The following is a 23,394-nucleotide window of genomic DNA, read 5'->3' as shown; positions in this document are numbered from 1 at the left end:
CTATTTTCGGCGCGGAATTGAAACTGGGACTGTGATAAACCCGTCTTGCCGGTTTAGGAGTATGCGACGTGGCAGGTGAAACAGCTAGAACACGCAGATGGGTTGTGCTTGGCACGGTCGGCGTCGTGGCAACAGGGTTGGCGGTTCGCGAATACCGGCTGATCCCTCCTGTTTACGCGGGTGGGCAGCTTGGGGTTCGGGACGCGCACCAACAGGCTGTATCAGGTGAGATATTGTTGCTTGATATCCGCACGCCACGGGAATGGTCGGCGACAGGCGTCGGAGAAGGGGCGGCAACGCTGGACATGCGCCGGGAGGATTTTGTCGAGGTGTTGGATCAATTGACCGATGGCGACAGGACCACGGCAATCGCTTTGATCTGCGCGCGTGGTGTCCGGTCAGCCCGGCTGAGTAACCGCCTAAGCGAGGCCGGGTTTGAGAACATTATCGACGTTCCCGAAGGTATGCTTGGGTCCGCTGCGGGTCCGGGCTGGCTGCGTACGGGCCTGCCTTTGGTTGACTACGAAAAGGAATAGCTATGATCCGAACGGTGACATTGGCACTTGGCCTTTCGCTTGCGGGTCAGACCGGCCTTGCCGCCTGTGCTGATCAGGACGGGATGTGCGAAACGGCCTCGGGTGGGTACCACATCGAACTGCCACAGGCCGAAAACCCGCCGCTGGTGGTTTTTCTGCACGGCTATGGCGGCACCGCAACGGGAACTTTGAAAAACCGCAGGATGGTCGACCCTCTGCTGGCCCGAGGCTATGCGGTCATGGCCCCCGAAGGGTCAGAGCGAAACGGACGCCAAAGCTGGAATTTTTTCCCCGGATGGGAAGGCAGGGACGAAACCGCATTCCTGACCGAAGTGGTGCAGGACGCCTCGGACCGGTTTGGTGTTGATGCCGACCGCGTAGTTCTGGGTGGGTTTTCGGCCGGGGCCTTCATGGTCTACTATCTGGCATGCGCTGCGCCCGAGACATTCTCGGCCTATGTGCCGGTATCCGGCGGGTTTTGGCGGCCCCATCCCCAAAGCTGCGAGGGAGCGGTGCGCCTGTTTCACACGCATGGCTGGACCGACAATGTAGTCCCGCTGGAAGGCCGCATCCTTGGCGGAGGCCGCTTTCATCAGGGCGACATTTTTGCCGGGTTGGAAATATGGCGCGTAGCCAATGAATGCGCAGACACCAAGCCAACCGGCTTTTCCACAACCGGCCAATTCATGCGCCGTCACTGGAGTGGTTGCGCCGATGGCGGCGCGTTGGAATTCGCGCTTTTCCCCGGGGGTCACAATGTGCCCAAGGGGTGGTCCGATATGATGGTTGACTGGTATGAAGGCCTGCCGGGGGGCTGACCAAAGCGCCTTATTCGGCAGGCGTCATGACGCCCTTGCCCTCGACCAGACGCTTCAATTCATCCCGGTGCCGGCGGGCCGATCTGGTGATCGCGGGTTCCTGAATATCTTCTTTCATCCCGACCATACGGCGCGCGGGTGCAGATGAAACACCGCTGAGCGCCGATAACGGAATGGCAAACGCCAGGCTAATGGCAATTGGAGCCAGCCAGATCGACACGAGGCCCGACAGAATGCCAACACTCAGGGCGACGCCGCTGATGGTTTCCAGCGCATGGCACAGGATCAATGTACGCAACCCATAGCTGCTGCCATCGCGCGCCTGTGGGGACCAGCCTTTTTGCACACCAAACGCTGTACGGAAAACGGCGATCATCTGCTGCACCATAAGGATCGGAGCATAGAGGATGGACAGGACCACCTCGGCCAGAAACGAGGTCAGGAACTTGGAACCGCCACCAAACTCGGCATAGCGCATGCCGCTTAGGGGCAGGGCCAGAACGCCAAGTACTTTAGGGGCCAGCAGCATGGCGTACATGACCAAGATGATCAGGACGTGACGGGTTTCCGACATTTCAGGCCACTGCGGGAACAGAGGGTTATCGGGGCTGAAATAATGCAGAACCGACGCGTCTTCGCCCTGACCGATAAGCGCCCACATGACCAGCAGGGCGAACCAAAGCGGTGACATCAAGTATCCAACCGCACCGTGGAACATGTGGAACCGCGATACGGCCCGAAACCCGGCAGAGTCCAACAGTTTCAGGTGCTGCAGGTTGCCTTGGCACCAGCGCCTGTCCCGTAATGCGTGATCAATCAGGGTTGGCGGGGTTTCTTCGTAAGATCCACGGATGCGCGGCAGGAACCGCACGCCCCATCCGGCGCGGCGCATTAGCCCAGCCTCGACGAAGTCGTGACTCATGATCAGCTTTTCCTGACCGCTGAGCGTCCGTAGTTTTGGCAGACCCGCACAATTGGCAAAAGCCTTGGTGCGGATAATGGCGTTGTGACCCCAATAGTTGCCCTCTTGCCCGCACCAGCGGGCCAGCCCTTCGGCAAAGGCGATACCGTAAACCCCATTGGCGAATTGCTGCATGCGGGCAAAAACCGACTGCGCGCCGATCAATTGAGGATAGCTCTGGATCAGGCCCGCGCCGGGGTCGCGCGCCAACGAGTCGGTCAGGCGCAGGATTGCCTGGCCCGTCATCAGGCTGTCTGCGTCCAGCACCAGCATCGCGTCCCAATCAGCACCCCAGCGACTGACCCAATCGGCAATGTTTCCGACCTTGCGGTCCGTGTTCTGTTCACGCCGACGGTAATAGAGTTCCAACCCCGGCGCGAGCGTGGTGCGCAACGCTTCGATACTGGCTTGTTCCTGCGCGGCAATTTCGGGATCGCGGGTGTCGGACAAGATGAACATGCCATAGTGATGCTGACCACCTTGCGCGCGCAGGTCTTCCAGCATCGTCCGGGCATTCCCCAGAACATTCCACGGAACCTCGTTATAGACAGGCATCAGCAGAGCAACGCGCAGCGGCTGCGCGCGATCTTGCCGTTGCGGCGGTGCTTGCCGGGACAGCGACACCATGCCCAGCAATACAGTGCAGACCGTGAAAGCGATCCAGAAGAAATTAAAGGAAATCAGGGTTAGAAGGATACCTTCTACCAGATTGATTCCTTCGGCCGCAAACCAGTCCGCCATCACCCATAACAAGCACAGCGTCGCAACCATTGCGGGCGAGAACACAAGCGCACGCCAGAAGCCAGCCGAAGGACGCTGGCCGCCCGGGACTTGTGCATCGCGGAACCCTGCGCGGAAATTCTGCGCTGGCATCGCCAAAGGGGTCTCAGGCGGCATGATATGCAAATCGCTGCTCATATGGTCCAACGGTACAGCCAGACCTCTGAGGCCGGTTGTTTGTCTTTCATCAATTGCGCACGCAGTTCGACGTGGTTGCGTTCACCGGGTTGGAACGAGAATGCCAGCCGCAACCCACCCGTATCGGGGTTACGCTGCAATACACCATCCGAGGTTTCGGCATGGGGCGAGTCTACGAAGATGGTCATCGCCTCGGGATCATCGAACAGATCGCTTGGCTCAAAGTCGATGACAGCCAGACGTCCGTCGCCAAAGGTGTTGTCCCCCATCGCCGTGTTGATCACGCGCGGCATTGGGGTCCGCTGTGGTTCTTCGCCCCAGATCAGACGATAGGACATGTCGACCTGGCTGCCTGCCGCATATGGCTCCATCGGCCGCCAATAGGCTACGATATTGTCATAAATCTCTTGATCGGCCGGAATTTCCACCAGCGTTACCGTGCCTTTGCCCCAATCGCCATTCGGTTCGACCCACAGGCTAGGGCGTTTGTGGTAATTGGCTTCAAGATCGGCATAGTCCGAGAATTCCCGCTTGCGCTGCATCAGGCCGAAACCACGCGGGTTCATGTCGACGAAAGAGGAAATCTGCAAACGGGTAGGGTTGGCCAATGGCCGCCACAGTACCTCGCCGGCGCCGTTGCGGATCAATAGCCCGTCGCTGTCATGGACAGCAGGGCGGAAGTCGTCAAAGCGGCTGTGGTTGGTTTGATCGAACAGGAACATCGACGTGCCCGGTGCGATCCCTACATGAGTCAGGTCCTCGCGCGGGAACAGCGTAGCTTCGACATCCATCACGCAATCCGCACCGGCGGTGACGTTGAACCGATAAGCACCGGTTACGCTGGGGCTGTCCATCAGGGCGTGCACAACCATGTTGCGCTGGCCGGGTTCGGGACGTTCCAGCCAAAAGCGGATGAATTCCGGAAATTCCTCGCCGTCCGGGTCGCCGGTTTTCAGGGCAAGTCCGCGCGCGGACAGGCCGTAAACCTCGTGCAGGCCAATGGCGCGAAAATAGCTGGCCCCTTGCCAGACGCAGAACTCGTCTGTCTCGCCGGGGCGGTGCATTTCGGTCCGCAGGCGCAGGCCAGAAAAGCCCAGCGTATCGTCGATGGGCAGTTGTGGCACGTCTTCGGACTTGTCGAACATCGACAGGTCAAAAGCGACCTGCGTGGCCATGCCATCCTCGACCGTGGCCACTTTGACAGTGCGGGGGAAGTAAAGGCCGGGTGTGAAGAAATCGACGTTAAACGGCGTTTCGGTTTCGTACCACAGCGCGCGATCTAGACGGAACCGGATCGAGCGGTATTGCTGATAGGTCAGGTCCTGCCATTCCTGCGGGACCATTTCCCGTTCCGCAAATGGCCGACTGGCCAGATCACGGGCAAGCGCGATCACGTCTTCGCGCTGAAATGGAACTTCACCACCTACCGCAAAGGTCACCGGGGCGATTGCAAGCGCCGAGGTTGAGGCCAGAAATGCACGACGTGTGAAATTCATTTTTTCGACTTCCAAGGTTGTGACTTAAACCACGCGGCCGTGTAAGCGACGCCGATGATCATGGCAAAGCCAATCATGTTTGCGGCAAACACGCTGGCAACATCCCGCCCACTCAGGTCCAGTCCGACGCCGATAAGTCGTGCTGCTGCCATTGAAAATACGAAGACAGCCAGTGACTGCTGCCCAACTTTGGTGATGACGGTCAACAGGAACTGCCAGACCCGCGCGGCAGCTCCGTGCCCGGTCGCGATCAGGCGGTGACCATGCTCACCGGCGACGACCCAGCCCAGATAGGCTAGCGACAGGAAGTGAATGTAACGGAAGAGGCCGAATTCCGTTTTGTCGCGGAATTCCTTGGTGACGGGCCAGACTTTGCGGATTTCGTCGGCAAGGTCAGGGGCTGCCGCATTGATCCACATAAACACTTTCCAGGACCCGAAAGGCATTGACAGGATCAGGAATAGCGCCGCTGCCCAGATCAACGTTTTCGACACAGGCGGGGCAGGAATCCAGCCTCTCATGAAGGCAAAGCCAGTGAAGAACAGCAACTGCCATCCAAAGGGGTTGAAAAACCACTCCCGTTCCGACCACGGTTCGGCGGGCAGGGCCAGCGCACCCGTCTGTGCAATGAGCCAGATCGCTATGGACGTGGCGGCAACGGCCCAAAATCCAACCCGATACAAGCCCATGAACACGGGCATAAGGGCCAGAACCACCAGATACATCGGCAGAATGTCAAAGTAGTTCGGCACGTAAGTCAGCGTGAACAACCCTACCATTTGTGGGGCCGGGTCATTGAAGAAATGCTGCAGGTTCAGGGACGAGATGTAGGTTTTCTCGAAAAGCCCGGTCTGATCCAGTGCAGCCATCGACATGGCCACGAAGAAGAACAGGCAGATATGCGCCCAGTATACCTGCCAGATGCGGAAGGCGACACGCGCCGTGCCCATCCACCAGCCTTTGCGCAAGAAAGCACCGCCAAATGCGATGGCCGAGGCCATGCCCGAGCAGAACACAAAAATCTCGGTTGCGTCCGAGAACCCGAACCGCGCGGGAATCCACTTGGCCCAGGGGTCGTTTGGGATATGGGCGATCAGGATGATAAACATCGCGATGCCGCGATAGAAATCCAGGCGCGGGTCGCGCACGCGGGCAGGGGCGGCTGCTTGGGCCGCCACAGGCGCAAAATCAGAAGCGGGCGATGCTGTCGCCATACGTGTTCTGTCCTTCTTTGGTCTTTTGTTTTTGTTATTCAGCCGGAACGCTTTGTGCATCCCGATCATCGCGGGCCGCGTCGATCAATGCGCGGCGCGCAAGGGCGTAATTGTCCTCGCCACCGGCCCGTTTTGCGCGGCGGTCATCCAGAATGCGCTCGACTGCATCTAGACGCCCGGCGCGCAGGCCGGAATCAATTGTGATGCGCTCGAATACATCACGTTGCGCGTGACTGCCACCTGCCAATTGCATTCCGTCACGTGCATTGGACAGGAAATCAAAGGCTTGACCATAAAGCCCCTCGCCGAAGGCTTCCAGCCCCTTGGCCGCCGCGATCCCCGGATCGGACATGCGGATCGGGGTGTCACCCTGATTGCGCTGGGCGTCTTTCTGGATGCGTTGCAGCATCTTGCCGGTGGCCTCGGGGCGCTTGTCGCCAGTGAGGGCCAGCAAATAGTGCAGATCGGCGAAGATCAGGCAGCCATCCTCGGTGCGCGCGGCGCTGAGATCGGCCAGTTCTTCCCAGCGGTTGCCAACATTGACGCCCTCAAGCTCAAGCCGGGATAGCAGCGAGGTGGCGTTCGAGATGTCGCGGTAGTCGTCGGTTTTGTCCTGACGGATATAGTTGTCATACAACTCCATCACCTGATCGACCTGACCCAGATCCAGATGCATCAGCGCCTTGTGCCACCAGACGTGGTAGCGGAAGTTGTTGCAATGGGTCCAGGCGTCCTCGCGCCCGGCCAACCAGTCCAGACCCAGTTGTGCATTGCCTGTCATCTCATGCACATGTGCGACGGCGTGCAGGCCCCATGCATCGTCGGAGGCCATCCACAAGGCCTGACGACCTGCGATCTCGGCTTTTTCATAGGCGCCCGTTTCTTCCAGCGCGAAAGAGTGGCAGCCCAGCAGATAGCCGCGCCCCGCGTGATCAGGTTCATACGCGGGCATCACCCTTTCGATGGATCGGCGCATCCCGGCGGAGTCACCCAAAATAAACCGGGTGGCATGGCTAAGCTTCATTGCAAGCGTATCTTGCGGATGCGCGCGCAGGACCTCTTCGAACTTCTGTACGGCCTGCGAAGGCAGATCGGCCAGATAAAGCTCCAATGCATCAACATACAGACGTTCGCGGTCTGTGACTGGCTGACGCTCCATCGCGGCTTTTGCAGAGACCAGCGCGTCGGTTGCAACAGGCATCATCTCGCGCCGCCCCAAGAGGATCATGAACAAGCCTTTGACCGCGTGACCCAGCGCAAAGTCGGGCTCAAGTTCCAGGACAGCGACCAGGTGCTGCGGGGTGACCGCCGCGTGCGCCATGAATCCAAGCAGCACCCCGTTCCATGCTTCGACGCTTGTCGGGTGGCTCAGAGTGTTCATCTGTCCGAAAACGTCTTGTTTCATGCTCGTGGTCCGATCCAGTTTTGAATATGTTGCTCTATTCGACTTACCAGAGACTCTAGCGGCGTCGTATCAGTATCGACCAACCTCTCGAATTGGTGAAAGGCTGTGTGCCTAAAACGTGAAAAAAACCGCCGATTCAACGGCATGTTTCAGCGACATGCCGCCTAATTCGGCGTTCTGTTTCAATCTTTGAACGGATTTTCAGCGTTCAGAACATCCTGTGTGTCCGCCCCAAAGACCGGGGGAGCGGCACGATATGTAATCGGCGTGCGCGAGAAATTGAGCGGATTTCCGATCAGTTTCACTTCGGCTGGATCGGCCTGCATTGCAATCTGCATTTGCCGCGCCGCGACCTGTTCGGTGTCAAAAACCTGATCCATTGTCTGCACGGGGCCGACGGGCACTTTGCGGTTTTCAAGCTCGGATATCACCGTTTCAGTATCAAGGGATCGAATGGCGGGGCGAAGTATTGCGTTCAGCGCATCCCGGTTTTCAAGACGCGAAGGGTTCGTGGCAAACCGCGCGTCATCGGCCAGTTCGGGGCGCTCGACAAAGTCGCAGAAACGCCTGAACTGGCTGTCATTCCCGACTGCCAGAATGACGTGGCCGTCTGACGTTTCATAGACATCATAAGGCACGATATTTGGGTGGCCGTTTCCGCGCCGCTGCGGAACGTCGCCAGAGGTCAGGTAGTTGACCCCTTCATTGATCAGCCACGCAATCTGAGCATCCACAAGCGCAAGGTCGATCTGCTGGCCTTCTCCGGTTAAGTCTCGGTGACGCAGCGCGGCCAGAATGCCAACAGTTGCGTACATCCCGCACATGACATCCGCGATGCCCACACCCACTTTCATCGGAGCGCCCTCGGGATCACCTGTCAGGGACATGATGCCGCCGTAGCCTTGCGCCATCAGGTCATAGCCGGGTTTTGACGAATTGGGGCCCGTCTGCCCATAACCCGAAATGGAACAATAGACGAGGCCGGGAAGATCTTTGGACAACGCCTTGTAATCCAACCCGTATTTTGCCAGCCCCCCGGGTTTGAAGTTCTCGATCAGGATATCCGCATATGAGGCCAGTCTTTTGATCTCGGCCTGACCCTCGGCTGTAGCGATGTCTATGGCGACGGATTTCTTGTTGCGGTTGGCCGACATGAAATACGCGCTCAGGTCCGAGGGGTTTCCGTCGGCGTCCGCCACATAGGGCGGCCCCCATTGGCGCGTGTCGTCGCCCTTGGTTGCTGGGTTTTCGATCTTGATCACGTTGGCGCCCAGATCCCCCAGAAGCTGAGTGCAAGTCGGCCCCGCAAGGATGCGGGACAGGTCCAATACCTTTACGCCTTTCAGCGGGCCTTCAGATACGGCCATCATAGCCTCCACGGTCAATTTCTGCGGCAATCACAGTGAATGTGTCAGATTTCATCGCCGCGTCCAGTGCTGCGCGCAATTCGGAACGTGTGCGAACCGTGTGGCCGCTGCCGCCAAATGCGCGGCCCATTGCCGCAAAATCGTGTCGGTCGAAGTCCACACCTTTGTTTCCCATCTGACGTTGCCGCTGTTTCAACTCGATCAGGGCTAGGCTTGCGTCCACGAAGACCAGAAAAATGGGGTTACCGCCCATTTCGGCGGCGGTCGAAAGCTCTCCGGCGACCATCAGGAATCCGGCGTCCCCCGAAAAGCTGATCACGGGGCGGTCGGGCTCTGCCAGTTTTAGACCGATCGCCATCGGCACGGCGCACCCCATCGTGCAAAGGGCCGAAGATTGGATCAACCCGCGTTCCTCGGAACATTCCCACATCTGGCTGAGAAGGATTCGATGGGCCCCGCTATCTGCCGTGGCTAGTGTTTCCGGTGGCAATGCAGCGCGTGTTTCAGCGATAACGGCTGCCGGTCCCCACTCATCATCAACCGGAAAGGCCTGTAACAATGCAGACTTGACCTTGTCCGGTTCACCGCCGGGCCAGGTTTTGCGGGCGGGGTTGCCCTTGGCAATCGCTTCAAGTGTCGCGCCTGTATCGGCCACCAAATTCAACCCGGCCTGATGCATGTAGTGGTCATTAACCACGGCCGAGATATCAATGACCCGCTTTTCATCTGGGTCCCAAATCTCGCGCCAGCCGGGGCGCATTTCGATTGGGTCATAGCCCAGACACAAAACCAGATCAGCCTGTTCAACCAACGGCACCAGATACTTGTCGGCCAACGGTGACAGACCCGCGCCACCCAAGCACAGGGGGTGATCTTCGGGGACGACGCCCTTGGCCTTGTAGGTGGTGACGAATGGAATGTCGAAATGTTCCAGAAACGCCTGCACGACGTTGCGCGAGTCATCGTAAAGAACATCAAGCCCGACAATGGCAATGGGGCGTTCGGCCTCGGTGACCCAGCGGCGGGCTTTCTCAATGCAATTCCCTTCGGGCGCGACCGCACCGGGTTTGGTAAGTCTGCGGCGTTTTACGCCCGATACGCGTGTATCCGCGACCGAGATGGGCACATCAATATGCACCGGACCGGGGCGGGGCTGGTTGGCCAGCGAGACGGCCTTGTCCGCAATGATATCCGCGCCCTTTGCGGTGAGCGTAAAGGTCCCCTTGGTGATCGAGTGATAGACCTGCGCGTGATCCATGACCTGATGGGTATAGGTCAGCGCCTCATCCGCGTCGACGCACCCGGTCAGAACGATCATGGGCACCCTGTCCTGCAAGGCGTTGGCAACCACATTGATCCCGTTCATCGCTCCGGGGCCGAGTGTTGCGACAAGAATTGCAGGCGCGCCGTCGCGGTGATGCACAGCCTCAGCCATGAATCCTGCTGCGTTTTCGTGTTTGGTCAGGTGAAAGGTGATCCCGGCCTGTTCCAGCGCATCCACCAGTGTCAGGACTTCGCCGCCCGGCATGCCAAAGGCGTGGCGGCACCCGGCCTCATAAAGACGTTCGGCCAGAAGGTCCGCAGCGCGGGGCGAAAGGTCCTGCATCAGTCGTGCTCCGAAAATATGTTTCAAAGCAGATTGCGGAGGACGGCCCCGGACGCAAGGCGGATCACGCCAGTGTGACTATTTGACTGCGGTTTCGGCTATGGACTGAAACTTTGTATCCAGATCAGCCGCGATGTTTCGCAACGGTTCGCCGCCTTCCAGCAGATAGGGTGAAAAAACAAAGCTGGGTGTCTTGTAGGACAAAGTGGCGGTGCCATCGGGGCTTTCTGTCACATAGAACCGGATCGGGGCCTCGATCATCGCGTTCACTGACGTTTCAAGAACGCGTACCGCGTAGTCATTGTTAAAGACACCAATGACCCGGTTGCCGGGAATGGTGATCCCACGTGCTGCGGCAGCCTGTGTCGGCCCGGCCTGAGTGACCACGATCAACCCGTTTTCCTTCACGGCGGCTTTTGTGTCTGTCAGCAGGTCCTCGTAGGATTTCTGCGTTGGATAAACGGCCCATCCTGACGGCGTGTCGTCTGCCCAGGCAGGCAAGGCCAAGAACCCCAACGCAAACAAAGCAGCTTTCATAATAAGTCTCCTACGAAATACCCGAACGCGTCTTGCAAGAAATAGAACAGGCTTCGGTCGCAATACTGCGCGCATTCCAAACAGATTAACAGTTCAGAACCAAAAGGATCACGGCATTGTAGGTAAGAACCAAGACTGGGGACTAGCCTTGGTCTTCGCGCTTTTTCAACAAATAGACGTCCATGATCCAGCCGTGATCCGCCCGGGCGGTGGCGCGTGTGTCCACAATCTGCTGGGCGACCTTTGCCAAAGCCCCTTTGATCAGGATTTCCTCGGTCATGCCGACGTAAGCGCCCCACCAGATGTCATAATCCGCCATCGACAGGTGCTGGAATGAGCATTCCCCATCCAGCATAACCGCGACTGTCGACGCATCCTGTGGCCATCCTTCATCCCGAATGCGCCGCCCGGTTGTGACAACATATGGCGCACCAAGGTGGTTGATCGGGATGGCATGAGCCGCAGTCAGGGCCTGCAAAGCAGTAATGCCCGGTATGACACGGGTCTTGGGGTAAGGGTTCAGCCGTGACGCGATCCTGAGAGAGCTGTCATATAATGACGGGTCACCCCAGATCAGCAACGCAACGTGGCGCGCGCCAGGATGGGCGGAAATCGCATCGCGCCAGCGCTGGGCGATAGCGTCATGCCACTCGTCGACGCCCTGTAGATACCCGTCTTCCGAGCGGCGTTTGGGGATGTCAAAATACGCGATTTGCGGCGGTGTGTCCGTTACTGCATTGATGATTTCTTCGCGCAGCCCGGCAAGATCGGCTTTGTTCTCGCCTTTTTTCGGAATCAGGATCAAGTCAGCCGCCCGAATGGCCTGCGCGCCTTGAAAGGTCACGTGGTCCGGGTTACCCGAGCCGATGCCGATCAGGGTCAGGTCAAACATCGTCAAACTCTGCCAACGGACCATAAAGGATCAGAGCTGGGGCTGTGCCGATTTCTGTCGCTAACTTCTCGGACAGTGCGCCGACCGATGATCGGTGCAATTTTTGGTCGGGTGTAGATACGGATTCAGCCATCAAAGCAGGGGTTTCCAATGGTAAGCCATGATCGTGCAACGCTTTGACCAGAAGGGGAAAAGTTCGCTTGCCCATGAAAACAACAGTGGTTGCGTCTGGGTCGGCCAATGCGGGCAGATTCAGATTGTCAGGAAGTTTTCCGCTGACATCGTGGCCCGTCACAAATTGCACACGCCGGGCGGTCAGTCGCCGGGTCAGAGGGATACCGGCCGCCGCCGCAGCGGCAACAGCCGATGGAATTCCGGGTATGATTTCGTACTCGATGCCGGCTTCTCGCAGGGCGACAAGCTCTTCCTCGAGCCGTCCGAATAAGCCTCCATCGCCCGATTTCAATCGCACCACACGCGCACCGGTATTTGCGTAGTCGACCAGCAATCGGCTGACGTGATCCTGTTTGGGCGACGGGCGTCCGGCCCGTTTGCCGACACCCACCAGATCGGCGTCGTCCCGCGCATGAGACAGGATCGGACCGCTGCTGAGATCGTCAAACAGCACGGCGTCAGCCTTTTGCATTCTGTCCACAGCCTTCAGCGTCAACAGTTCCGGATCACCGGGCCCCGAGCCTATGAATGAGACAAACCCGCTCATGCCGAGGCTTCCGCGATCAGGTGAAAGAACGTGCCGGTTACGTTGCCGCGTACCGACCCGGTTTGCGGTCCTTCAGCCCCTTCAGCGTCGAATACGCGTGCCAATGGCGCATCTGGCTGCTCGAGAATGGATGAATAATGGAACTCATGCCCCCTCAGCGGTGTCTTGGCGTCATAGCCGGGCATTGGGGCCAACAGTTCTGCCCGGCGGTACCCAAGGTTGAACTTGCGTTTCTCATAGGACGTGACCAGTCCCAGCAACCCTGCCATCTGATGCCGGGTGCCATCCTTGTCGACAAGGGCTTGTCCCAAGGTCATGTAACCTCCGCATTCACCGTGAACGGGCTTGGTTTCCGCATGTTTACGCAGGCCGGATAGAAATGTTGTAGCAGCGGCCAATGTGCCCGCGTGAAGCTCGGGATAACCGCCTGGCAACCAAACCAGATCCGCGTCAGGTGCGGGCGGTTCGTCCGCAAGTGGTGAAAAGGGCAGAACTTCCGCCCCGGCGGCGCGCCACCCTTCCAGCAAGTGCGGATAGGTAAAAGAAAACGCCGCGTCCCGTGCCAGCGCGATCCGCTGCGCAGGAGGCCGCGGCAGCGCGGATGACGATGGCCTCTTGGGGCCTGAGGAAGCCGCATTCTTGATGGCCTCAAGATCCACGTGTTCCCGAAGGAACGCGGCATATCCGACGATTGCGCTTTCAAGGTCAGGATGTTCAACAGCCTGAATTAGGCCCAGATGCCGTTCAGGAAGCGTCAGGTCGCCCCGGCGCGGCAAAACGCCCAGAACAGGCAATCCGGCGCGCTCCATGCCCAGCCGCGTCAAACGTTCGTGACGTGGGCTGGCGCATCGGTTCAGGATTACGCCTGCAAAGGGAAGATCGGGATTATACATCCGAAATCCCAGCGCGGTTGCAGCGGCTGATTGAGCCTGCCCTCCGACATCCAGCACCAACACGACGGGCCAACCCATCCGCTGCGCGGTTTCCGCGCTTGAGCCATGCCCAAGCTCACCGGGTTTGGCGACACCGTCGAACAGGCCCATCGACCCCTCGGCGACGACGATATCCGCGCCCTCAGCTTGCGCGGAAATCGCGGTCAAAAGCGGCTCTCCCATCGCCCAGCTATCAAGATTGAACGAGGCGCGCCCGGCAGCCGCCCTGTGGAAGGCCGGGTCGATATAATCCGGCCCGCTTTTGAACGGCTGCACCGTCAGCCCATCTTCGGCCAGCGCCCTTAGAAGCCCCAGCATGACTGTCGTTTTCCCAGTCCCCGAAGACGGTGCGGAGATCAACAGGCCCGGAGGGTTAGTCATCGCCATGGCTCCAGCTTGACCACGGGCTATCCGCGCTTTGCGGGCGATAGCGGCGGTCGTAATCCTTTGAATACAGGCAGCTTTCGTCAAACCCTTCGCCCGCCAATGCGGGGCCAACCATGATCAGCGCCGTGCGCGAGATACTTTCGTCCAGCGCATCTTTCAGCGTTTCCAGCGTCGCGCGGATGATGCGTTCATCCGGCCAGCTTGCGCGATAAACAACGGCGACGGGGCAATCTGCACCGTAGGCCGGGGTCAGGTCGGCGATCACCTTGTCCAGATTGCCGATCGACAGGTGAATGGCCAGCGTTGCGCCTGTGCGGGCAAAGTTTTCCAGAGTCTCGCCTTCGGGCATCGAGGACGCACGGCCCGGTGTCCGGGTCAGAACCACTGATTGTGCAAGCCCGGGCAGCGTCAGTTCGGTCCCCAGCGCTGCCGCTGCCGCCGCGAACGAGGGCACGCCCGGCGTGACGCTGACGGGGATCCCCATCTCTTTCAGCCTGCGAATTTGCTCGCCCATGGCCGACCAGACCGACAGGTCGCCGGAATGCAGGCGCGCAACGTCGTGGCCCGCTTTATGCGCCGCCTCGATCTCGGTCATGATCTGATCCAGATCCATGGGGGCAGTATTGATGATCTGCGCCCCTTCGGGGCAGTGGCCAAGGATTTCCTCGGGCACCAGCGAGCCCGCGTACAGGCACACAGGGCAGGACGCGATGATATCGCGTCCGCGCAGGGTCAGCAGGTCGGCGGCACCGGGTCCAGCACCGATGAAATGAACGGTCATGATTTTCCTCCGATGGCTATGGCGCAGGTCGCTAGCCGGTCGTCCGATATGTGTCTGGGGGAAAGCAACCGGGCCTGAGGCCCGGCGGCCGCAAGGGCGGATGCTTCGGATACGCTGCCAGTGCCATATGTGGCACGGCTGCGGTTCGAGCATGTCAGGGTGCGTTGTCCGGCCAGTTCACCGGCCGCCACATAGCGCAAGGGCAGGGCCAGTGCGTCCGCAAAGGCCGCTAAGGCCGGATGCCCCTTTTTGTCGCTGGCCGTCGCCAAGGCTGAAACGTCGTGACCTATCGTTGCCGCTTCATAGGCAGCCCGCAGGCTTTCAACCGTCGCAGATGACGAAAAACCAAGGCCCGCGACAATCATAGCGTCACGCTCCACTGGACGACCGGGTAGGATGACTTCCACCCGCGGCGAGGGCCCAAAGCCGAAGCCTGCGCCAATTCAATCCGCAACAACTCACCGCCCAGCTTCTCGTGCCATTGGGTCAGCATTGCCTCGCTTTCCAATGTCACGGCGTTTGCCACCAACCGCGTCCCTGCCGGCAGTGTTTCACTGATCCATTCCAGAAGGGCGGTGCTCAGGCCGCCACCGATGAAAACAGCGTCGGGCTTTGGAAGCGCGGCCAAGGCTTCAGGTGCAGTGCCATGCACTACCTCCAGCCGGTCTTGCCCCAACGCGTCCGCGTTGCGCCGAATGCGGTCGGCGCGGTCCTTGCGCGGTTCGATGGTGGTGGCGCTTAGCGTCGGATCACACATCAGCCATTCGATACCGATCGAGCCTGTGCCGCCTCCGATATCCCAAAGGTGCTCCCCTCTCTGAGGGGCGAGGGCAGACAGGGTCAATGCGCGAATGGGCCGTTTTGTAATTTGGCCGTCGGTTTCAAAAATCTCATCGGGTTTGCCAGAGGCTTTGGGAAAGGCGCTGCCTTGTCCCGCCACGTCCAGTGCAACGCAAACGGGGTGGTCGAAACCGCCTTGCAAGGCTTCGGTCAGAGTCAAGCTGTGGGATCGCTCTCGGGGGCCACCCAAAGCCTCCATCACGTGAAACTGGGTGTCGGCAAATCCGGTTTCGGTCAGATACTGCGCCAGCTCTGCGACCGCAGCCCCGTTGCGCAGCAGAAGTATCGCACGAAGCCCCGCTGCCAAATGGGGGCGCAATCGCGTCAGGGGCGCGGCGTGCAAGCCGAAGGTCAGAGTCCCTTCCAGCGGCCAACCCAAGCGCGCGGCGGCCAGTGAAAACGTCGATCGCCCGGGCAGAGCCGTCCACTCACCGGCCTCAAAATTGCGGGCAATCACCGAGCCTGCGCCGAACCAGAAGGGATCGCCCGAGGCCAAAACCACGGTCTTGCGCCCCCTCAAACCGCTCAGGATAGGCAGGCCGTCGGAAAATGGGACAGGCCATTCGATCCGTTCGGCCTTGCCTTGGGGTATCAATGCAAGATGGCGTGGTGGGCCCATGATAACTTCGGCCTGTTCCAGCACTTGACGGATTGCAGGCGAAAGGCCATCCAGTCCATCTTCACCCAAGCCCAAAACGGTCAACCACGGAGTATCAGACATGCCTAACCTCCTGATTCTTGGTGGTACAACCGAAGCGAATGCATTGGCTCAAGCCACAGCGGATCTGGGGATGCCCGCGATCTATTCCTATGCTGGCCGCGTGGACAAGCCGCGTCCGCAACCCTTGCCGGTGCGGGTTGGCGGTTTTGGCGGCGTTGATGGGCTGGTTGCTTACATTCATGACAACGAAATAACCCACATTGTCGATGCAACCCACCCGTTTGCCACCCAGATGAGCCGAAACGCGATTGAGGCCAGCACGGTTGCACAAACTAAGCTCGCTGCGCTGACCCGTCCCCCCTGGGCAGCCCAAGCCGGTGACGATTGGCGCCACGTTCCGGACATTGCGGCGGCGGTTGCGGCGTTGTCTGGCGACCCTCGCCGCATTTTCCTGGCGGTTGGACGTATGCACCTTAAGGACTTTGCCGCACAGCCCCAGCATCATTATCTGTTGCGGCTGGTGGACGCGCCCGGCGCGCTGCCCCTGCCGAACTGCGAGATTGTCGTGGATCGCGGGCCTTTCGACGAAGCGGACGACCGCGCGCTGATGCAGAGGCACGGGATTGAGATGGTTGTCTCTAAGAATGCTGGCGGAACCGGGGCACGCGCCAAACTGGACGCGGCCCGATCTTTGGGTTTGCCGGTCTTGATGATCGGCCGGCCGGTCCTGCCGCAAAGAACAGAACTGACGAGCGTTGCTCAGGTTCTGGACTGGTTGGATCATTCCTGACCCTCGGCCTGATCCTCGTCCGGGGTAAAGCGCGGCGTGTAGATGATGGGTGTTCCGTCCCGCTCGATCAGGCGTGTTCGCGAGGAACCGACCAGAACGACGGTTTGCATATCGGCCATGTCCGGCGTTGCTTCGGCCAAAGTCGAAACTCGGATCGCCTCATCTGCGCGGGATACGGCGCGGGCAAACAGAATTAACCGTTTGGGTTCGCATTCGTCACGCAGAATTTTCAGCGTTTTTACAAAGCCTTCGGGACGAGACTTTGAGCGTGGATTGTAAAACGCCATCGAGAAATCCGCCTGTGCAGCCAGACGCAGACGTTTTTCAATCAGCCACCACGGTTTTAGGTTGTCGCTCAGGTTGATCGTGCAAAAGTCATGACCCAGCGGTGCGCCCGCCCGCGCCGCAGCCGCTAGCATCGCTGTGATCCCGGGTAGAACGTCTATCTGGAGATTGCGCCATTCCTCCGGCCCATTCTCCAACGCTTCAAACACTGCGGCTGCCATCGCGAAAACGCCGGGATCGCCCGAGGATACCACGACCACGCGCTTACCTTCCGCTGCCAATTGCAACGCATGCTGCGAGCGGTCGATCTCGACCCGGTTGTCACTGGCGTGCAGGGTCAGGCCGGCGCGTTCGGCGACGCGCGCGACATAGGGGATGTAGCCGACAACATCCGTCGCCTCATCCAGTGCAGCCGTAACTTCGGGTGTCACAAGTCCTTCGTTGCCGGGGCCGAGTCCAGCAATTTTGACCCAGCCGCTCATGGTCGCCGCCCCTGTCCGTGTACAATGATGATCGAGAAGTAAGGCGTGACCTTGTCCTCAGCTTCGGACAATTTCATCACTTTCTGGTTGGGCATCTGCGCAAATTCGACGATCCAAGCCCTGTCATACATTCCTGCCGTCCTGAGCGCCCGCTTCACCTTGTCAATGTTGCGACCGATCTTCATGACCACCAAAGCATCGGTATGCGCCATGCGCTGCGCCAGATCGTCTTCGGGCAGCGTGCCAACCAACACGGTCAATACGTCGTCGCCCCATGTGATCGGGTCACCCGTGGCCGTCCACGCGCCGGACATTCCGGTAATTGCGGGCACGACTTCCACGTCAGCTTTGGTTCGCAAGCGGTTGTAAAGATGCATGAAAGATCCATAGAAAAAAGGATCTCCTTCACACAGAACCACGACATCCTCGCCTTGTTCCGTCAAGGATTTCAAATGCGCGGCGCAGCCTTCATAGAAGGCCGACAGCATTTCGTTATAGCGCGGATCACTTAAGGGGATTTCGGTCGTTACCGGGTATTCCATCGGAAATTCCACGGCGTTTTCTGGGATCATCCCGTTGACGATCTTGCGTGCCTGCCCGCTGCGACCGGGCTTGCGGAAAAACGCCACATGTCGCGCGTTGCGCAGCAGGCGGTCGGCCCGGACGCTCATCAGGTCCGGGTCGCCGGGGCCAAGGCCAACGCCGTATATTTTGCCCGCTGTCATTCGGCGCGGCTCGCGATGGCGTTAACGGCGGCGACGGTGATGGCGCTGCCGCCCAGACGCCCCTTAACGATGCACGAGGGGACGGGTTGCGCCTCCCACAGGGCGTTCTTGGATTCAACCGCACCGACAAAGCCCACGGGACAGCCAATGATAGCGGCTGGGCGAGGACAATCGGGGTCTTCTAGCATGTTCAGCAGGTGGAACAGCGCGGTGGGTGCGTTGCCAATGGCGACCAGAGCGCCTTCCAAATGCGGGCGCCACAGCTCCAGCGCGGCGGCGGATCGTGTGTTGCTCATCTCGGCGGCCAGCGGGCGCACACGTTCGTCATGCAGGGTGCAGATCACCTCGTTGTCGGCAGGCAGGCGGAACCGGGTCACACCTTCGCTGACCATGCGCGCGTCACACAGGATCGGTGCGCCAGCCTCCAGTGCTACGCGTGCGGTGGCGACAAAACCGGGCGAGAAATGCACGAACTCTTCCAGCCCCACCATGCCTGCTGCGTGGATCATGCGGACGGCGACCTGCTCTTCATCGCTGTCAAAACGTGCAAGATCGGCCTCGGACCGGATGGTGGCAAAGCTTTCCTTGTAGATCGCCGCGCCATCGGTTTCGTAAGTGTAAGGCATCAGGTGAAGTCCATATTCATCAGTGTTTCTACGGTCAGGCCGGTCTGGCAGGGCTCATCCCCCGCTCGGCCTCGATTTACAAGATCAAAACGCCCAGCATTCCCGATCAGAGTCACATCGGCAGGGCCCATCCGCGCGCATCCCTTGGAACAGCCCGAGACATGCAGGTTGCCCGGTACGCGCGCTGCCAAAGCGCGGGCGATATCACGGGTTTCCACTTGCGCTTGCGGGCAGAATGGCGCGCCGGGGCACGCGTCGGTGGTCATCAACGGATCGGTGCCGTCCGTGACAAAGGCTGGAGCGGGTATCGCCGCCCCGCCTTCCAGCAGGACCAGACGCCATGGGGTGACACGCAGAGCTTGGGCCCCGCTGTGCGCGATCAGGTGTTTCAGGGCGCGTGCAGGCAGTTGCCCAAAGGCTGCACCATAGAGCGTCCCCTGATCGCAGGGCCCGGGTTGCAGCGGGGTGCCCACTGGGCCCGGTGTTGACCCTTGCCACTCCGGCGGCAAGTTCGAGACCACGCGGGCCATGCGCCTGCTTTCGGGCGCGTAGGTTTGGGAGAACCATGCGGCTAGGGCGATCAGATGGTCGATGGCTTCGGAGTCTTGGATCAGACGCCCGGTCTCGGCCCCATCGGCGCGCAGGATCATGCCTTCCGGACCGATTTCCAACCGGATATCAGCGGAATCACCTGCCAGCAGGCGCTCAGGTCCGGTGTCGATGGCAAAGCCGAATTTGGCGGGCAGGGCGGGCAACTCCGCCAACCGGTCAATCAGTTCCTGTGTCAGCCGGGCGGTCATGTCGCCAGCTTGATACAGGGGCGAGACCAGAATGTTGCGGCGCACCTCGATCCCTGGCTCGGCGTCCAGCAGGTTCAGCGCGGCCAGTTCGGCCAGCAGGGATTGATGATCCGCCTCGGCCACGCCCCGCAGTTGCAGGTTGGCGCGGTTGGTCAGGTCGATGGTGCCATTGCCGAAACGCTCGGCCAGATCACACAGGCCCATGGCCTGCGTGGCATCCAGACGGGCCAGCCGAGGCCGCACTCGCACCACCAGCCCATCGCCCGACATCATCGGTCGATGCGCGCCGGGGCACCAGCCCTGGACGATGGGCGCGCTCATCGCAGCCCCTCCAGATCGGCGCGGATCGAGTTTCGCCGCGTGTTCCAAAGCCCGGCCTCCATTAAGGCGCGGAACCGGTCCTGCATGGCCTGATGCGCCTTGGGGTTGGCCTCGGCCAGAAAGGCGTCGACGTCTGCATTGCCCAGCGTGGCATCGTGGTAGAGGTCGAACAGATGCGGTGCGACGGTGCCCGATAGATGCGCGAATGAGGCCATGTGATCCAGTGTCGCTGCGATCTCGGCTGCGCCACGGAATCCGTGGCGTTGCATCCCGGCGATCCAGCCCGGATTGGCGGCTCGGGCATGGACGACGCGGCTGATTTCCTCGGGCAGGGTGCGGGCGCGCGGGGTGTCGGGGTTGGTATTGTCCAGATGATAGAGCTGCGCCGCGCCGCCGGTAATCTTCTTGGCGGCGGCGAACCCGGCCTCGTGCGTGGCGTAGTCATTGGCCAGCAGCAGGTCGGTTTCCGTCAGGTCCTGTAGGTGAACAAAGCTGTCAGCTTTGGCGACGCGCTGGGTGATGCCGTCCTTGTCTTGCGCAATATGCTCGCCTTCCAGCGCGTAGGAACTGGCGTCCAGCCATGCCTCGCCCGCCTGCGCGCGCGCTTCGTCGGTGTAGATTTCCGACAATTGCGTCATGTTCACGCCATAGCTGCCAGGCGCGGGGCCATAGACGCGGGCGGCGGGTTCGTGACCGGCATAAGGGTTCCAGTCAGCGGCCTCGTCCCGCGCCGACAACGCCCGGATCGCCTGGCCGTAGAGCGCCGAAAGCGTCGGGAATACGTCGCGGAACAGGCCCGAGACCCGCAGCGTCACATCCAGACGCGGACGGCTGAGGTCGGTGATCGGCAGAACCTCAATCCCCGAAACCCGCTCAGACCCCTTGTCCCAGACCGGTTTGACGCCCAGCAGATGCAGCGCCATGGCGAATTCCTCACCCGCCGTGCGCATGGTGGCTGACCCCCAAAGGTCAACGATTAGGCCTTTTGGGTAATCGCCTTCCTCTTGCAAATGTCGCCGCACAAGCTCCTCGGCCAGTTTGACGCCCTGCGCATAAGCCGCGCGGGTCGGGACCGAACGCGGGTCGGTGGTATAGAGGTTACGGCCCGTAGGCAGCACGTCCGAGCGCCCGCGATAAGGCGAACCGGACGGCCCAGCTTCGATCCGCTTTCCGGCCAGCGCGTCGATCAGAGCGCTTCGTTCAGATTGGGCCGAGGGCGCGGGATCGAAACTGCCAGTGATTTCTGGCACGCGGCCAAAGATGTGCAGACCGTCGCCAAACTGGCTTTCCTTGATGTCGCAGACAAAGCGGTCGATGCGGGTGATCGCCTCGGCGGTGCAGGTGGCCTGATCCAACCCTAGATCGCTTTCCAACCCGATGGCCTGCGCCTCATCCCGGATATCCTCTTGCAGCCGGTCACGGCGCTTGGGGTCCAGACCGTCGGCGTTCGAGAATTCGTCCAACAGGGATTCCAGCCGCACCATCCGATCCGGCGTGCCGCTTTCCTTCAGCGCGGGTGGGATGTGGCCCAGCGTAACCGCGCCGATCCGGCGTTTGGCCTGCGCGGCCTCGCCGGGGTCGTTGACGATGAAGGGGTAGATCACGGGCAGATCGCGGATCAGTGCTTCGGGCCAGCAAGCAGCGGACAGGGCGACGGATTTACCCGGCAACCATTCCAATGTGCCATGCGCACCGATATGGATCAGCGCATCGGCGCCAAGGCTTTTGCGGAGCCACAGGTAAAACGCAACATAGCTGTGGCGCGGGGTGCGCGAGAGATCATGATAATCGTCATCGCGCAATTCAGGCGTGCCGCGTTCGGGTTGCAGCGCGACCAGAGCTTTGCCCCGGCGCAGGGCGGTGAAGTGGAATGCGCCGTCAGTGCAGGCGGGATCATCCTCGGGTGCGCCCCAGACCGTTTGCAGGTCGGTGCGCAGTTGTTCGGGCAGGTCCGCCAGTGCGGTTTGATACTCAGTCAGTGGCCATGAAATGCGCGCGTCCAGAAGCGTATCGGCAATTGGTTCGGCGGGCGCGGTATCGTAGCCCTCGGCCCGAAGGTCACGCAGCATCGCCTCGGCCGAGGCCAGCGCGTCCAGACCAACCGCATGGGCCATCTGCCAGTCCTTGCCGGGATAGGTGGACAACACCAGCGCAGGCAACCGATCGGATTTGGGTTTGTCCTGCAGATTCAGCCAGCCGGTGACGCGGTCAAGGATAGCTTCGATCCGTTCCTCCTCGGCCCGGTGGGCAAAGCGGGAATATTCCAGATGCGGATCACGCTTGCCCGGTTCCTTGAACGAGGCGATGCCTGCGTTGATCCGCCCGTCCACCTCGGGCAGAACGACATGCATGGCAAGGTCGGCGGGGGACAGACCTCGTTCCGCCTCGGCCCAGGCTTTGCGGCGTGAGGTGGCCAGCGCGACCTGAAACACGGGGACATTCGCTGCGTCCAAGGGCGAGGTACCAGAGGCGCCCTTTCCCGAGAAAGACGTGGCGTTGAGGATCGCCGACGGAGAAAGCGATACGATGGTGTCGCGCAGCCAGTCGGCGGCGGCGGGGGCTTTCAACGAGGGGGCGAACAGGCCCACAGCCTGAAACCCGCGCGCACGCAGGCTGCGGATCAGGGCCGCCACGGGGGCGGTGTCTGCGGATGTGAGATAGGCGCGGTAGAAACTGACCACAACGCGTTTCGCATGGCCGGAAAACGCCTGTTCTGCCGGGATCACGCCGCGATCCGGGCACCAAACACCGCAGTCGGGGATGGTCTTGGCCCCCATCACCGGACCCGCATACAACCCCGCTGCCAGCGCCATCTGCGCCAAAGCGGCTTGTGCTGCGACCTCGCCCCCCGTGTCGCACAGATGTGCCAAGCGCTGCAGGGTTGACACGGGCAGGGTGGAATAGTCATCCAGCCGCGTATCCTCGCGCCCATCGGCGGGCAGCACGGCCACAGCAATTCCTTTGGCCTGCGCCAGCGCCAGAACCTGTTGCAAGCCATAGGCCCAATAGGGCACCCCGCCAATCAGGCGGATCAGGATACCCTTGGCACCCTCCAAAGTCTGCTCCACATAGGTGTCAACGGACAGAGGATGTTTCAGCGCCGTCAGATTGGCCAGCCGCAGGGTCGGCATCCGCCCCTCGGGCCCGCCACCGCGATGCCAGCCCGCCGCGAATGCGCCTAGGTCACTGTCGGAAAAAGAAAGCACCACCAAATCCGCCGGGCTCTGGCCCAGATCGGTCGGGGTCTCGGATTCCTCGAGCCCGTGGCTTTCGCGGAAGACGACGTGCATGAT

At 60.6% G+C, this 23,394-nt stretch carries 21 protein-coding genes; 3 read left to right on the top strand and 18 right to left on the bottom strand.

The genetic code is table 11. The features are described from left to right. The first annotated feature begins 68 nt into the window (after positions 1–68). Together GOV87_RS03465 and GOV87_RS03460 are read left to right on the top strand one after the other, a co-directional pair. On the top strand, positions 69–536 hold the full coding sequence (locus tag GOV87_RS03465; RefSeq protein WP_171210850.1) for a rhodanese-like domain-containing protein: 468 nt from the start codon (positions 69–71) through the stop codon (positions 534–536). 2 nt (positions 537–538) lie between these two features. Continuing rightward, complete coding sequence (locus tag GOV87_RS03460; protein ID WP_171210849.1) at positions 539–1,354, top strand: PHB depolymerase family esterase; 816 nt, start codon at positions 539–541, stop codon at positions 1,352–1,354. 10 nt (positions 1,355–1,364) lie between these two features. Here GOV87_RS03460 and mdoH read toward each other — a convergent pair whose 3' ends face one another. The 13 genes from mdoH to cbiE all read right to left on the bottom strand — a co-directional run bounded on the left by mdoH (position 1,365) and on the right by cbiE (position 16,132). Beyond that, positions 1,365–3,233 (bottom strand): glucans biosynthesis glucosyltransferase MdoH, encoded by a 1,869-nt coding sequence (gene mdoH / locus GOV87_RS03455; protein WP_171210848.1) that lies wholly within the window; start codon positions 3,231–3,233, stop codon positions 1,365–1,367. Next, positions 3,230–4,729 (bottom strand): glucan biosynthesis protein, encoded by a 1,500-nt coding sequence (locus GOV87_RS03450; protein ID WP_171210847.1) that lies wholly within the window; start codon positions 4,727–4,729, stop codon positions 3,230–3,232. Before GOV87_RS03450 ends, mdoH begins: the two co-directional genes overlap by 4 nt. Then, complete coding sequence (locus GOV87_RS03445) at positions 4,726–5,943, bottom strand: OpgC family protein (protein ID WP_171210846.1); 1,218 nt, start codon at positions 5,941–5,943, stop codon at positions 4,726–4,728. Before GOV87_RS03445 ends, GOV87_RS03450 begins: the two co-directional genes overlap by 4 nt. 34 nt (positions 5,944–5,977) lie before the next feature. Next, a complete protein-coding gene (locus tag GOV87_RS03440) occupies positions 5,978–7,348 on the bottom strand; it encodes a tetratricopeptide repeat protein (RefSeq protein ID WP_171122024.1) in 1,371 nt (456 codons plus the stop codon). A 182-nt stretch (positions 7,349–7,530) separates the two neighbouring features. Next, positions 7,531–8,715: a CaiB/BaiF CoA-transferase family protein gene (locus GOV87_RS03435; RefSeq protein ID WP_171210845.1), complete on the bottom strand. Its 1,185-nt coding sequence runs from the start codon at positions 8,713–8,715 to the stop codon at positions 7,531–7,533. Further along, complete coding sequence (locus tag GOV87_RS03430) at positions 8,702–10,321, bottom strand: thiamine pyrophosphate-binding protein (protein ID WP_171210844.1); 1,620 nt, start codon at positions 10,319–10,321, stop codon at positions 8,702–8,704. Before GOV87_RS03430 ends, GOV87_RS03435 begins: the two co-directional genes overlap by 14 nt. Before the next feature lie 78 nt (positions 10,322–10,399). Beyond that, positions 10,400–10,858: a DUF302 domain-containing protein gene (locus GOV87_RS03425; RefSeq protein ID WP_171210843.1), complete on the bottom strand. Its 459-nt coding sequence runs from the start codon at positions 10,856–10,858 to the stop codon at positions 10,400–10,402. Positions 10,859–11,000: 142 nt separating this feature from the next. Continuing rightward, a complete protein-coding gene (gene cobF / locus GOV87_RS03420) occupies positions 11,001–11,750 on the bottom strand; it encodes a precorrin-6A synthase (deacetylating) (protein WP_171210842.1) in 750 nt (249 codons plus the stop codon). Next, positions 11,743–12,471, bottom strand: a complete 729-nt coding sequence (cobA, locus tag GOV87_RS03415) for a uroporphyrinogen-III C-methyltransferase (RefSeq protein ID WP_171210841.1) — start codon at positions 12,469–12,471, stop codon at positions 11,743–11,745. Before cobA ends, cobF begins: the two co-directional genes overlap by 8 nt. After that, positions 12,468–13,790, bottom strand: coding sequence for a cobyrinate a,c-diamide synthase (locus GOV87_RS03410; RefSeq protein ID WP_171210840.1), 1,323 nt, complete (start codon positions 13,788–13,790; stop codon positions 12,468–12,470). The genes cobA and GOV87_RS03410 overlap by 4 nt, the downstream gene beginning before the upstream one ends. Further along, on the bottom strand, positions 13,777–14,571 hold the full coding sequence (cobM, locus tag GOV87_RS03405; RefSeq protein WP_171210839.1) for a precorrin-4 C(11)-methyltransferase: 795 nt from the start codon (positions 14,569–14,571) through the stop codon (positions 13,777–13,779). Before cobM ends, GOV87_RS03410 begins: the two co-directional genes overlap by 14 nt. Then, positions 14,568–14,936 (bottom strand): cobalamin biosynthesis protein, encoded by a 369-nt coding sequence (locus GOV87_RS03400; protein WP_171210838.1) that lies wholly within the window; start codon positions 14,934–14,936, stop codon positions 14,568–14,570. The genes cobM and GOV87_RS03400 overlap by 4 nt, the downstream gene beginning before the upstream one ends. Next, entirely contained in the window at positions 14,933–16,132 is a 1,200-nt protein-coding gene (cbiE, locus tag GOV87_RS03395) for a precorrin-6y C5,15-methyltransferase (decarboxylating) subunit CbiE (RefSeq protein ID WP_171210837.1), read from the bottom strand. The genes GOV87_RS03400 and cbiE overlap by 4 nt, the downstream gene beginning before the upstream one ends. Between cbiE and GOV87_RS03390 the strand changes: the two genes are divergently transcribed. Continuing rightward, positions 16,131–16,862 carry a cobalt-precorrin-6A reductase gene (locus tag GOV87_RS03390; RefSeq protein ID WP_171210836.1) on the top strand — a complete coding sequence of 244 codons (732 nt, stop codon included), beginning with the start codon at positions 16,131–16,133 and terminating at the stop codon, positions 16,860–16,862. The genes cbiE and GOV87_RS03390 overlap by 2 nt on opposite strands. Here GOV87_RS03390 and cobJ read toward each other — a convergent pair. The 5 genes from cobJ to cobN are packed head-to-tail and all read right to left on the bottom strand — an operon-like array spanning position 16,853 to position 23,391. After that, positions 16,853–17,629: a precorrin-3B C(17)-methyltransferase gene (cobJ, locus tag GOV87_RS03385; protein WP_171210835.1), complete on the bottom strand. Its 777-nt coding sequence runs from the start codon at positions 17,627–17,629 to the stop codon at positions 16,853–16,855. The genes GOV87_RS03390 and cobJ overlap by 10 nt on opposite strands. After that, a complete protein-coding gene (locus tag GOV87_RS03380; RefSeq protein ID WP_171122036.1) occupies positions 17,626–18,354 on the bottom strand; it encodes a precorrin-2 C(20)-methyltransferase in 729 nt (242 codons plus the stop codon). Before GOV87_RS03380 ends, cobJ begins: the two co-directional genes overlap by 4 nt. Further along, on the bottom strand, positions 18,351–18,980 hold the full coding sequence (locus tag GOV87_RS03375; protein ID WP_171210834.1) for a precorrin-8X methylmutase: 630 nt from the start codon (positions 18,978–18,980) through the stop codon (positions 18,351–18,353). Before GOV87_RS03375 ends, GOV87_RS03380 begins: the two co-directional genes overlap by 4 nt. Continuing rightward, positions 18,980–20,101, bottom strand: coding sequence for a cobalamin biosynthesis protein CobG (locus GOV87_RS03370; protein ID WP_171210833.1), 1,122 nt, complete (start codon positions 20,099–20,101; stop codon positions 18,980–18,982). The genes GOV87_RS03375 and GOV87_RS03370 overlap by 1 nt, the downstream gene beginning before the upstream one ends. Next, on the bottom strand, positions 20,098–23,391 hold the full coding sequence (cobN, locus tag GOV87_RS03365; protein ID WP_171210832.1) for a cobaltochelatase subunit CobN: 3,294 nt from the start codon (positions 23,389–23,391) through the stop codon (positions 20,098–20,100). Before cobN ends, GOV87_RS03370 begins: the two co-directional genes overlap by 4 nt. Positions 23,392–23,394: the final 3 nt, after the last annotated feature.

Source organism: Ruegeria sp. HKCCA5426, from assembly GCF_013034585.1.
In the GTDB taxonomy this organism is placed as follows: Bacteria; Pseudomonadota; Alphaproteobacteria; order Rhodobacterales; family Rhodobacteraceae; genus Ruegeria.
This window is presented reverse-complemented; position numbering and strand designations above follow the sequence as displayed.